At 69.3% G+C, this 12,053-nt stretch carries 9 protein-coding genes; 5 read left to right on the top strand and 4 right to left on the bottom strand.

Features of this window, described 5'->3' with window-relative positions; genetic code table 11:
• The first annotated feature begins 62 nt into the window (after positions 1-62).
• From BDK92_RS03170 to BDK92_RS03155, 4 genes are all read left to right on the top strand, one after another.
• Complete coding sequence (locus BDK92_RS03170) at positions 63-1,028, top strand: GlxA family transcriptional regulator (protein WP_121154420.1); 966 nt, start codon at positions 63-65, stop codon at positions 1,026-1,028.
• Positions 1,029-1,124: 96 nt separating this feature from the next.
• Complete coding sequence (locus tag BDK92_RS03165; RefSeq protein ID WP_121154418.1) at positions 1,125-1,709, top strand: hypothetical protein; 585 nt, start codon at positions 1,125-1,127, stop codon at positions 1,707-1,709.
• Positions 1,710-2,588: 879 nt separating this feature from the next.
• Positions 2,589-2,876, top strand: coding sequence for a helix-hairpin-helix domain-containing protein (locus tag BDK92_RS03160; RefSeq protein ID WP_121161558.1), 288 nt, complete (start codon positions 2,589-2,591; stop codon positions 2,874-2,876).
• A 2-nt stretch (positions 2,877-2,878) separates the two neighbouring features.
• On the top strand, positions 2,879-3,892 hold the full coding sequence (locus BDK92_RS03155) for an OmpA family protein (protein WP_121154416.1): 1,014 nt from the start codon (positions 2,879-2,881) through the stop codon (positions 3,890-3,892).
• Between the two features lie 106 nt (positions 3,893-3,998).
• Here BDK92_RS03155 and manD read toward each other — a convergent pair whose 3' ends face one another.
• The gene (manD, locus tag BDK92_RS03150) at positions 3,999-5,213 is read right to left on the bottom strand and encodes a D-mannonate dehydratase ManD (RefSeq protein WP_121154414.1); all 1,215 of its coding nucleotides are present in this window, start codon (positions 5,211-5,213) and stop codon (positions 3,999-4,001) included.
• A gap of 171 nt (positions 5,214-5,384) precedes the next feature.
• On the opposite strand from manD, the gene BDK92_RS03145 reads away from it, so the two are divergent.
• A complete protein-coding gene (locus tag BDK92_RS03145; protein WP_121154412.1) occupies positions 5,385-7,487 on the top strand; it encodes an alpha-glucuronidase in 2,103 nt (700 codons plus the stop codon).
• 37 nt (positions 7,488-7,524) lie between these two features.
• On the opposite strand, the gene BDK92_RS03140 is transcribed toward BDK92_RS03145, so the two are convergent.
• The 3 genes from BDK92_RS03140 to BDK92_RS03130 form a co-directional block, all read right to left on the bottom strand.
• Positions 7,525-9,558 carry a beta-galactosidase gene (locus tag BDK92_RS03140; protein WP_121154410.1) on the bottom strand — a complete coding sequence of 678 codons (2,034 nt, stop codon included), beginning with the start codon at positions 9,556-9,558 and terminating at the stop codon, positions 7,525-7,527.
• Positions 9,555-10,244, bottom strand: coding sequence for a DUF624 domain-containing protein (locus BDK92_RS03135; RefSeq protein WP_121154408.1), 690 nt, complete (start codon positions 10,242-10,244; stop codon positions 9,555-9,557). Before BDK92_RS03135 ends, BDK92_RS03140 begins: the two co-directional genes overlap by 4 nt.
• A gap of 118 nt (positions 10,245-10,362) precedes the next feature.
• A complete protein-coding gene (locus BDK92_RS03130; RefSeq protein ID WP_121154406.1) occupies positions 10,363-12,000 on the bottom strand; it encodes an ABC transporter substrate-binding protein in 1,638 nt (545 codons plus the stop codon).
• Between the last annotated feature and the right edge of the window lie 53 nt (positions 12,001-12,053).

The following is a 12,053-nucleotide window of genomic DNA, read 5'->3' as shown; positions in this document are numbered from 1 at the left end:
GCACGGCCCGACCGGACCGGACACGGTGGAGCGGACCGGCCCCGACTGGTTAGCGTGGAGTCATGCGGGAACGGGTGATCCTGGTCGTGGGCTACGACGGGGCGGAGCTGATCGACATCGCCTGCGTCACCTCCAGTCTCGACATCGCCAACCGGAGCGGCGCCAGCCCGCCGTACCGCGTGATCCTCGCCTCGCCGGGCAGGCGGAGCATCACCTGCGACTCGGGGCTGCGGCTGCAGGCGGAGGCGGCGCTGGAGCGGTTCAACTCTCCGCTGGACACGCTGCTGGTCTCCGGTGGTCTCGGCCACGAACAGGCCGCCGCGAGCGAGCGCCTGGTCGGTCACGTACGACGGCTGGCCACACTCGCCCGGCGGGTGGCCTCGGTCTGCACCGGGTCAACGGTGCTCGCCGAGGCCGGTCTGCTGACCAACCGTCGCGCCACCACACACTGGATGTACGCCGAACAGTTCGCGCGGCGGTATCCCGATGTCCGGGTCGACCCGGAGCCGATCTACGTCAGGGACGGCAACATCGCCACCTCCGGTGGTGTCACCAGCGCGTTGGACCTGACCCTGGCCTTCATCGAGGAGGACCACGGAGCGGCGCTGGCGCGGGGCGTCGCGCTCGGCACGGTCGCGTACCTGCAGCGGCCCGGCGGGCAGGCCCAGCTGAGCATGTTCGTCGCCCGCCATACCACCGACGACCTCCTGGTCCGCCGGATCACCGACCACGTCGTGAGTCATCTCGACGGCGACCTCGGCACCGGCGCGCTGGCCCGGTTGGGTGGGGTCAGCGAGCGGCACCTGTCCCGGATGTTCCTCAACCACGTGGGGCAGACCCCGGCGCAGTACGTGCGTCGGGTTCGGACCGAAGCCGCCGCGCAGTTGCTGGTGTCGACCGAGCTACCCCTGGCCGCGGTGGCGCGACGGTGCGGCCTGGGCTCGACCGAGACACTCCGGCAGGCGTTCCTCGGCCGGTACGCCGTACCGCCGTCCCGCTACCGGCTCGCGCACACACCGGTCCGGTAGCACCCGACTCCACGATCCCGGCACCGTTTCGCAGGGATCCGGACACGGTCGGCCGAGCGGCGCTGCGCCGTGCCGGGGTGCGGCCAGGATCGGCGTATGACGGATTTGGCGTTGCCGCAGCGGGCGAGGCTGGCCGATCGGTGGCCGACGGCGTTGGCGTTCGTCGCCATCGCGGGGGCGATCTCGGTGATCGTGCTGGTGGGTCGCGAGGCGGAGTTCTTCGGCCCGAGCGTGGCAACGATGGCCGGGATCTACCTCGCGGCGTACGCGACCGGTCGACCGTGGACGGCATGGCTGGCGTTCGCCGTGTTGAGTGCCGTGGTGTCGGGGCTGCACCTCCTACGGAGGTGGGAGGTGCTCGACGTCGACCCGGCGGTGGGGATGACGGCGCTACTGGTGCCCCTGTGGCTGTGGACGGTGCTGCGTCGCCGGTTCACCGACGTCGGAACGTTCTCGGTCCAGACCGCAGGGATGTTCGCCTTCGGTGCGATCACGCTGGCCTGCGCGGCGGTGCAGCCACGGCTGGGCGCGCTGCTGGCCGGGCTCGGCTTCCTGACGCACGGAGCCTGGGACGCGTACCACTTCAGGGCGGACAAGGTGGTGAACCGGCCCTGGTCGGAGTTCTGCGGGGTGGTCGATGTCGCCGTCGGCACGGCCCTGGTCATCGTCGCCGCAACGTGAGTCGTGGCCGCCGCAACGTGAGTCGTGGCCGCCTCCCGAGCCCGAGGGAGGCGGCCTTGCCCGCGAGCAGGAGACGCACCACCCTGGCGACCTTGGTGACCTCGTCGACCGGGCCCATCGTGGTCTTCGCCGAACAATTCCGTGCGAGTGGGGGCCGGGAACCCCGTTCCGTCATCGCCGCGCGGGATTCCCGTCCGGCGCCGTGGGAAATTGCCCGGTGGATGCCCTTCACTAGGGAAAACGGTTGCCGATCCTCATGTCGTTAAGGGTGACTGTTTAGCCGCGACGACCCGCTGTCGTCACTTTCGGAAGCGAGGAGTCCGCCGACGAGTACGTTCGGCTACGATCTCGCGTCACCGAACGAGGTGTAGTCGATCCGGTTGCGATCGGGTTACCTGACGGACAGGTATGAGCAGGCGCAAATCAAATGCCGACCAACCATATAGGATGCTCCGGCAGTCGGCGCCCGGCTTAGTTCCGCACCCCTCGTTGTCCGATACCACATCCGCGTCATCGAATTCCGATGGCGTGCGCAATGCTGCCCGCCTTCTGGCGCCGCAATCCGTCATCTGTTTACTTCGGAGGTAACAAGTGGCCTGGTTTATTGGCCAGTCGCTCCCCGTCATCCTGGCCGCCTTCTCCCTGGGGCTGCTCGTGGGTTGGCTCGTCTGGGGAAACAGGAAGCCGTCACCGGTCGTAAGCCAGGGTGATTCCGTCATCGTGGTAGAGAGGGAGACGGTGGTCGCTCCTCGTGAATCCGCGCCGGTAGCCGGGGAGGCGATAGCCGGGGAGGCGATAGCCAGGGAAAAGGAGGCGCGCCGCCTTCCGGATGGAGCGGTGCCACTCGCGCCCGAGCCGACCATCGTGAACGGTGCCCCGATGACCGATCCCGACGACATCGTCGACGACGACGACCTGGAACGTATCGAGGGCATAGGTCCGAAGATGGCGGCCGCCCTCCGGGCCGCCGGCATCACCAGCTTCCAACGGCTCGCCGCGACTGACGATGGTGCGCGACGGGCGGCCATCGAGGCTGCCGGGCTCAGCTTCGCACCCAGCCTGGTCACCTGGGGCCGTCAGGCCCAGTTGCTCGCCGACGGTGACGAGACCGCCTTCGCCGAACTCACCGAGCGCCTGGTGGCCGGCCGGGACACGGGACGGGCCTGATCATGAAGAAGAGAGAAGAGCAGAGGTTCAACCCGCTGGTCGGGCTCGTCGTGGCCCTGGTCGGCATGGTCGTTCTCCTCGTGGCACAGCACATCCCGAACCGGCATGGGATGGAGGAGAACCTCACCCAGCGCTCGGAACAGGCGCTACGTTCCGCCGGTCTGTCCCAGGTGCGGGTCACCTTCACCGGGCGCGACGGAAGGCTGGAGGCCGGCTCGGCCACCGAGGCCGAGCGGGCGCTCGACATCGTGCGGGCGCTGGACGGCGTACGGGCCGCCGAGGCTCAGGTGCCGCCGAGTCTGGAAACCGCCGTCCTGCCCGTACCGCCCTCCGTGCTCCTCGCGCTGACCGGCGGCAAGGTCTCGATCAGTGGCACGGTGCCCACCGAGGACTCGCGCACCGCACTGGTCGCGGCGACGGTCGCCACCTTCGGCGCCGAGGCTGTCGACAACCGGCTGACGGTCGATGACGCGGTGACCGACGCGGCGCTCTCCGGCCTGCCCGGCGTACTGCGGGCAGTCGGCAGGGACACGCGCGACCTGAGGGCCGAGCTGACCGGCGGGACCCTGAACCTGAGCGGCACGGTCCCTTCGGAGGCGAGAAAGGTCGCCGTGCTCGCCTCGGCCCGGGGCATCGGAGCCGCGGTGGTCGACGGACTCCGGGTTCCCGACGTCCAGCGGCAGTTGACGGGCCTGCCTCCGCTGCGGTTCGCCTTCGACAGCGCCGCGCTCACGCCCGCCACCCGGGCGAGCCTGGTCAAGGTGGGCCAGGTCCTCAACGCCAACCCCAGTACGCGAATCCGCGTCGACGGGCACACCGACTCGGTCGGCTCGGCCACGTACAACCTCGCCCTCAGCCGTGACCGGGCGGAGACGGTCCTCGACTTCCTGCGGAAACAGGGCGTCGCCGCCGATCGGATGAGCACAAAGGGCTATGGCGAGAGTCGGCCCAAACTCTCCAACACGTCCAGCTCCAACCGGGCGGTCAATCGGCGGGTGGAGCTTGTCGTCATGTGACGCGCCCGATGAGCCGGTACGGCGGTGGGAACCGGGGATGTGGGTGGAGGTCGATCGCTCGGCCCCACCTCCCACCGGCGTGCCCGGACGCATCGGGACGGCCGGTTCACCAGCTGTGCATTGTCCCGTCCTCGAGCCGGTTGACCGGCAGGGACGCCGGCCGGTACGGGAAGGTGGCGGCGAGTTTCTCGTCGATGTCGACACCGAGTCCGGGTGCCTCGGACGGAAGGAGGTAGCCGTTCTCGAAGCGGTAGTCGTGCGGGAATACGGCATCGGTCTCATCGGTGTGCCGCATGTACTCCTGCAGCCCGAAGTTGGGAATGCTGATGTCGAGATGCAGTGCGGCGGACATGCAGACAGGGGAGAGGTCGGTGGCGCCGTGCGACCCGCTGCGTACGTGGTACAGCGCCGCCAGGTCGAAGATCCGGCGCAGGTGGGTGATCCCGCCGGCGTGCACCACCGTGGCCCGTACGTAGTCGATGAGTTGTTCGGAGATGAGCTGCTGGCAGTCCCAGATCGTGTTGAACACCTCGCCGACCGCGATCGGAGTGGTGGTGTGCTGGCGGATCAGCCGGAAGCCCTCCTGCAGTTCCGCTGGCACCGGGTCCTCCATCCAGGTCAGCGCGTACGGCTCCAGACTGCGCCCGAGCCGCCCCGCCTCGATCGGGGTGAGTCGGTGGTGCACGTCGTGCAGCAGTTTCAGCTCCGGCCCGAACTCCTCCCGGATCCGGGCGAAGACGGTCGGGGTGTGCGCGAGGTAGCGCTCGGTCGACCAGGTCGCCTCGGACGCGATCGCCGCGTCGGCCGGCTCGTAGAACATCCGGTCCCTGCCCACCCCGTACGTGGTGCGCAGGCCGGGCACGCTGGTCTGGACCCGTACCGCGCGGTAGCCCAGGTCCCGGTAACGGGCGACCTCCTCCAGCACGCCGTCGACGGTTTCCGCGTTGGCGTGGCCGTACACGGTCACGCCCTCGCGCGAGCGCCCACCGAGCAGCTGGTAGACGGGAAGGCCGGCGACCTTGCCCAAGATGTCCCAGAGTGCGGTGTCGACCGCGGCGATGGCGCTCATCGTGACCGGGCCACGTCGCCAGTAGGCGCCCTTGTAGAGGTACTGCCAGGTGTCCTCGATCCGGGCCGGGTCGCGGCCGATCAGGGCCGGCACCACGTGGTCGGTCAGGTAACTGGCGACGGCCAACTCGCGGCCGTTGAGGGTGGCGTCGCCGACCCCGCTGACCCCGTCCTCGGTGATCAGCTTGAGCGTGACGAAGTTGCGGCCCGGCGAAGTGATGATCACGCGGGCATCGACGATTTTGTCTGCCACGGTTACCGTTCCTCCTCTGCCCGGACCGCCGATCGTGGCGATGGTCCGATCAGTGGGAGCCGGGCGCTTTCCGAAGGCTAGCCGTGCCCGGGCGGGTGCACAAACAGCACGAGGCGTGGTCGTCGTCGATTGAAGGGGAAGACGTTCATCATTGTGTACTAGGATTTGATCATGATCAGTCCACGCTCTGCGGACATCCACGCGGCGTGGTTGCCGTCGGAGGCGTTCCGCGCCATCGGCTCGCGCCGCATCCTCGTCTCCGGTCCCGGAACAGGGGCGGAGACGGTGCTACGCGAGATCGAGCGGGCCTGCGCGCGGTACGGCGGCAGCGTACGGCGGCAGTCGCCACCGTCGGGCGGTGAGCGGCCGGCGGCGGACCGGGCCGGTGCCGACACCGCGCCGTACGACCTCGCGCTCGTGCTCGCCACCGAGCAGGCGCTGCCGGTCGAGACGGCGGCCCGCGCGGACCTCCGACGACACCGGGGCGAGGGTACGGGCACCCTCGGCGAAGAGGGCTTCGCGCTCGTCCGGCACGGCGACGTCACGACCGTCCTGGCAGACCAACCGGGCGGACTGCGCTACGGTCTGTTCCACGTGGTCCGGCTCGGCGAGTCGGCCTTCGGCCCGGCCCGGCAGATCGAGGTGCACCGGCCGGCGACGCGACTGCGGATCGCCAACCACTGGGACAACATCGACGTGCATCCGGTGATGGGCCAGGTCGAACGCGGCTACGCGGGCGGATCGATCTTCTGGCGGGACGGCGCGCTCCGCCGCGACCTGAGCCGGGTGGGCGACTACGCGCGGCTCCTGGCCGCCTGCGGTATCAACGCCATCACCGTGAACAACGTGAACGTGCACGTCACCGAGGCCCATCTGCTGACCACCCGGCTCGGCGACGTCGCCGCCATCGCGGACCTCGTCCGACCGTACGGGATCCGCGTGCACCTGTCGGTCAACTTCGCCTCCCCGGTCGCCCTCGGCGGGTTGGCCACCGCCGACCCGCTGGAACAGGACGTACGGGCGTGGTGGACCGAGACCACCCGGCGGGTGTACGAGACGATCCCCGACTTCGGCGGGTACGTCGTGAAGGCCGACTCCGAGGGGCAGCCCGGCCCGTTCGCGTACGGACGCAGCCACGCCGACGGCGCGAACGTGCTCGCCGACGCACTGGCCCCGTTCGGGGGAGTCGTGCACTGGCGTGCCTTTGTCTACAACCACCGCCAGGACTGGCGCGACCGCTCGACCGACCGCGCCCGGGCCGCGTACGACCACTTCGCCCCCCTCGACGGTCAGTTCCGCGACAACGTGATCCTGCAGGTGAAGCATGGTCCGCTGGACTTCCAGACGCGGGAGCCGGTGTCACCGGTGATCGCGGCCATGCCCGCCACCCGGCTCGCGGTGGAGTTCCAGGCGACGCAGGAATACACCGGCCAGCAGCGACACGTGTGTTATCTGGGTCCATGGTGGAGCGAGCTGCTCCGGTTCGCTCCCTGGGGCGCCAACGGCGACACCGTCGCCGACGTCGCCGCCAACGGCGGCCTCGTCGTCGTCTCCAACGTGGGCGACGATCCCTTCTGGACCGGGCACCCGCTGGCCCAGGCCAACCTGTACGCCTTCGGCCGGCTCGCCTGGGCACCGGAGCTGGACCCGGCGGCCGTGCTCGACGAGTGGATCGACCTCACCTTCGTACCATCGGCGACCAGCGACCCTGACCTGCTCCGGCGGACGCTGCACGAGGTGATGGACGACTCCTGGCGGACCTACGAGCGTTACACCGCCCCGCTCGGCGTCGGTTTCATGGTCCGTCCGGGCAACCATTACGGCCCCGACGTGGACGGGTACGAGTACACGCCCTGGGGCACCTACCACTTCGCCGACCGGGACGGCGTCGGGGTCGACCGGACCCGCAGCTCGGGCACCGGGTTCACCGGCCAGTACCCGTCGCCGTGGTCGGACCGGTACGAGTCGCTCCAGGACTGCCCCGACGAGCTGTTGCTCTTCTTCCACCACGTGCCCTACGGGCATGTGCTCCGCAGCGGTACGACGGTCATCCAGCACATCTACGACACCCACTTCGCCGGCGTCGAGCAGGTGGCCGAGACGCGGCGGCGGTGGGAGCGGGTCGCCGGACTGGTCGATCCGGCGGTGCACGCCAGGGTGACCGAACGTCTCAACGAGCAGTTGCGCAGCGCGCAGGAGTGGCGTGACCAGGTCAACACCTACTTCTACCGCAAGTCCGGGGTGCCCGACGCCCACGGGCGCCGCATCCACTGACACCACGAGCAGGGTCACCCGGGCGGTGTACGGCGACTCAGCCGGTCTCGCGCAGCACCAGCACCGCCCGAGGGCCGAGCCTGATCGGCTCGCCGCGCGTGACCCGGTCACCGGAGAGCAGGTCGACTCCGCCGCTCCGGGCGGTCGTCTCGGCCGGCTCGTCGCCGTGGTGGAGCAGGAACAGCAACCGGGTTCCGTCCGGCGCGACCCGGACCGCGGTTTCGAGGTTCGGTACGTCCGCGTAGGGGCCGACCAGGTCATGCCGGTCCAGCACCCGCCGGACGACCCACGAGACGCCCTCCTGGTCCAGACCGGCGGCGACGTACCAGCCGTCACCGGCACCGAAGGTGTTCCGGGTGACCGCCGGGGTGCCGGCGTAGAAGTCGGCCCGGTACGTGCCGACCACCTCGGCGCCCTGTGGGATCACCAGCTCGAACAGCAGCCGGGACTCGACCTCGACCGGGCTGTCCGACCCCTGGAGGTGTACCGGGTTGACCACCTCGGGCTCGCGGGCGTCCCACTCGTCGACCCGGATGCCCATCAGCGGCCCGAGCGGGCCGGGTACGTCCATGAGAAAGGCATGGTCGTTCTCGTCGACCCGGCCGGAGAGGAAGGTGGTCACGACCGAGCCGCCGCGCTCGGCGACCTCCTCCAACCGTCGGGGCAGGTCACCCTTGAGCATGTGCAGCGCCGGCGCCACGACCACGTCGTACCGGGACAGGTCGGCGGTCACCGGCACGACGTCGACGTCGGCCCCGGCCTCCCAGACCGCGCGGTGGTAGGCCACCACGATCTGCTGGTAGCGCAGATGCCGGGACGGGCCGTCGGAGATCTCCAGGGCCCACCAGCTGTCCCAGTCGAACAGCAGCGCGACCCGGGCCGGGGTCCGGGCCCCGAGCACCGTGGGGCCCAGTCGTTCCAGTTCGGCGCCGAGCTGCGCGACCTCGCGGAAGACCCGGGTGTCCGGCCGCCCCGCGTGGCCGATGACCGCCCCGTGGTACTTCTCGCAGGCGCCCCGCGAGGCGCGCAGCTGGAAGAACAGCACGGCGTCGGCACCGTGGGCCACCGCCTGCCAGCTCCAGAGCCGCATCACGCCGGGCCGCTTCAGGGGGTTGACGTCACGGGAGGCGGTGTAGCTCGGCGTCTGTTCCATCAACCAGAACGGCTGACCGTCCTTGAGGCCGCGCATCAGGTCGTGCGCCAGCGCCATCCACCAGGGGGAGTGGTCGTCCGGCGGGTAGTTGTCCCAGGAGACGAAGTCGAGGTGGGCCGCCCAGCGGTGGTAGTCGATCGGCCGGTACATGCCCATGAAGTTCGTCGTGACCGGCACGTCGGGGCTGGACTCGCGGATCGCCGCCAACTCGTCCCGGAAGTTGGTGAGCATGGCGTCCGACATGAACCTGAGGTAGTCCAGGGTGATGCCCTGAAAAGCGGTGTGGTTGGGGCCGCGCCAGTGTTCGGTCAGCGCCGACGGCGCCTCGATCTCCTCCCAGTCGCCCAGGGTGTGCGACCAGAAGGTGGTGTACCAGGCCGCGTTCAGCGCGTCGAGGGTGCCGTACCTGGCGCGCAGCCAGTCCCGGAAGGCCGCGGCGCACAGGTCGCAGTAGCAGGCACCGCCGTACTCGTTGCCGACGTGCCAGGCGACGATCGACGGGTTGCCGGCGTACCGCCGCGCGACGCGTCGGGCCATCTCGGCGGAGAGTCGACGGAAGACCGGGGAGTTGGGGCAGGAGTTGTGCCGCTGTCCGAACCGGTGCCGGCGCCCCTCGAAATCGGTCCGGGTGACCTCCGGGTGCGCCCGCGCCAGCCAGGCCGGGTGGGCTCCGGTGCCGGTCGCCAGGCAGATGCCGCGACCCTCGGCGGTGGCGCGCTCGACGATCCGGTCCAGGACGGAGAAGTCGTACACCTGCGGCCCCGGTTGGGTCAGGGCCCAGTCGAAGACGCCGAGGGTGACCGTGTCGATCCGGGCGGCGTCGAACAGCCGGTAGTCCTCCTTCCACACCTCCTCGGGCCACTGCGCCGGGTTGTAGTCGCCGCCGAAGCTCACCTTCGAGGTGGCGGGCAGGTTCATCGGATGAACTCCTTCGCGATCTCGCCGATCAGCGGCCGGCAGGTTCGCAGCAGCGTCAGCACCAGCACCGAGCCCAGCAGCATCAGCACCGCCTCCGAGGCGACCACCGTCACGGTGGCCGCCACCAGCAGGAGGCAGGCGTTGCCCACCGTGACGCCCGGCGTACGCGCGAGGAAGCGCAGCGCCAGCCGGGCGACGTCCCGGGTCCGGAACGCGAAGAGAGAGGTGATCACGAGTGCGTTGGCGCACCAGAGGGTCACTCCGAGCGCGACCAGGACGAGTAGCACTCCCCACCAGTGGGGCACGCCCGCGACGGCGAAATGGGTGAGGTTCGCGGCGACGATGGTCAGCCACAGCAGCGACGGGGCCCAGACGGCAAGGACCTGCCGGAAGTTGATCCGGTAGCCCCGCCAGAAGGCCGCCGCCGGTTTCAGGTCGGCCAGGTCCGGACGGTGGCGGTCGAAGGCGTACAGCGCGGCGGATACGGCCGGGCCGAGCGGCAGCGCACCGAGCGCGATCAGCGGGAGGTTGCTCGCGTCGCGCTCCAGCAGCAGCAGCGGGACCAGGCCGGGGACGGTGGTGACCAGGAACAGAACCTCGATCACCAGCAGGCTGTAGACGCGTGCCGCGGCACGCGAGAGTGGTCCCTCACCGAACTGCGGTCGGGCTTCGAAGGCGTCGCTCATCGCCGCTTCCTCCCGGTCGTGGCATGGTCGGGCGGCGGGCCGAGGTGCGGTCCTCGTCCCACCGACGCGGGGTCGTCGCCCCGGTCGGGCCCCGCCCGGGCCCGACCGGAGCGGCCGGTCAGCCGTTGGCCTTCTGATAGCGCTCGTGTGCCTTGTTGACGAGGTTCAGGTAGGAGTCCATGTTCTTCGACTTGAGCTCGTTCACGTAGGCGTCCCACTCGCCGAGGCTGCGCTGGCCCAGGATGAACTTGAGCGACATCTGCGTCACGTAGTCCTTCAGCGGGGTCTCCCAGAGCGACACCTGCTCGCGCTCCTCGTCGCTGAACGGGTGCGGGGGCGCCACCGGGATGGGGGGCCGGGCGTTCAACACCTTCTGGAACTCCATCTCCTCCGGCGAGAAGAACGACTGGACCAGTTCCAGCGGGCCACCGTAGGCGAACACCCCGTTGTAGAAGCCGAAATCCTTCTGCAGGTGTTTCGTCCCGGCGGGGTTGAGCCCGATGACGTCGATGTCGGAGGCCAGGGTGCGCTTACCGGACGCGTCCTTGGTGAAGGTCGTCCCCTCGATGCCCCACTTGGCGAACTCCATGCCCGCGTCGGAATACCAGAGCCAGTCGACGAACTGCATCATGGCGACGAAGTTCTTGCTCTCCCGGGCCTTCTTCGAGAGCATCACGCCGTTTTCCAGCCGGCTGGTCGGGTTGATCGCCCCCGCCGGCCCGATCGGCAGTACGATCTTGGTCATCCGCGCGTTCGGGAGCGTCGCCGCCAGGTCTTTTCGGTAGTCGTTGACGAGGGTCTGCGCGTTGGAGCTGATCACGAACGACTTGCCGCCCGCGAGCTTCTGGCGGGCGCTGTCGTCGGTCTGGGTGAAGCTCTCCGGATCCATCAGCCCTTCGGTCACCAGCTTGTTGAGGTACTGCAGCATGTCCCGGTACTGGCTCATCGCGCCGGTGTAGACGAACTTGCTGGCGCCGGCGTCCCAGGTGGTGTGCTGGTAGTCCCAGCCGCCCATGGTCCCGTACGACTTGGCGAGGATGTTCAGCAGGTTCCCGCCGGGGGTGGGCTTGCTGAACCGGTCGGAGAACGGGTAGCTGTCCGGGTACGCCGTCTTCATCGCCTTGAGCATGGTGTAGACCTCGTCCCAGGTGGCCGGGACGGGGATGTTGAGCTGCTCCAGGATGTCGGTCCGGACCGCCAGGCTGTAGTCATGCCAGGGTTTCTCGTGGATACCGGGGAGGAGGTAGAACTTGCCGTCCTCCTGCCGGAGCGTGTCGATCTCCGGTTTGAGGTTCCACTTGGTGATCTTGTCCTTGAAGTTCGGCATCAGATCGAGGTAGTCGCTGACCGGGAGGATGGCGCCGGAGGAGACGAAGGCGTCCTCCTGCGGGTGGTAGGTCTTCGGCATGATGAACGGCGCGTCGCCGGCTCCGACGAGCACGCTGCGTTTCTGCTCGTAGTCGCTGAGCGGTACGGCGACCTTTTCCAGCGTCACCCCGGTCCGCTTGGCCAGCTCGGTCCAGAACAGCCAGTCTTCCTTGAGCTGGTAGTTCGGGTGGTTGTTGTAGAGAAGGGAGAAGGAGATCGGCGCGGTGGCCTTGAACTGGTCCCCGACGCCGTACTGGGTCATGGCGCCTTCCCGGTTGCCCGAGAGGTCCTGGTTCTGCGTTGATTCGCCACCGTCACCGCAACCGGCGAGGGAGACGGCGGCCGCGCCAGCGGCGACAAGGAGTTGGCGTCGGGATAGCTGGACCATGGGGCTTCCTTTCGGGTGGGGAGCAACGGGGTCGCGCATGTCCGAACCGGTCG

The sequence above is a fragment of the Micromonospora pisi genome (assembly GCF_003633685.1).
In the GTDB taxonomy this organism is placed as follows: domain Bacteria; phylum Actinomycetota; class Actinomycetes; order Mycobacteriales; family Micromonosporaceae; genus Micromonospora_G; species Micromonospora_G pisi.
The sequence above is the reverse complement of the archived record's forward strand: the minus strand, read 5'-3'. Positions and strand labels throughout refer to the sequence as shown.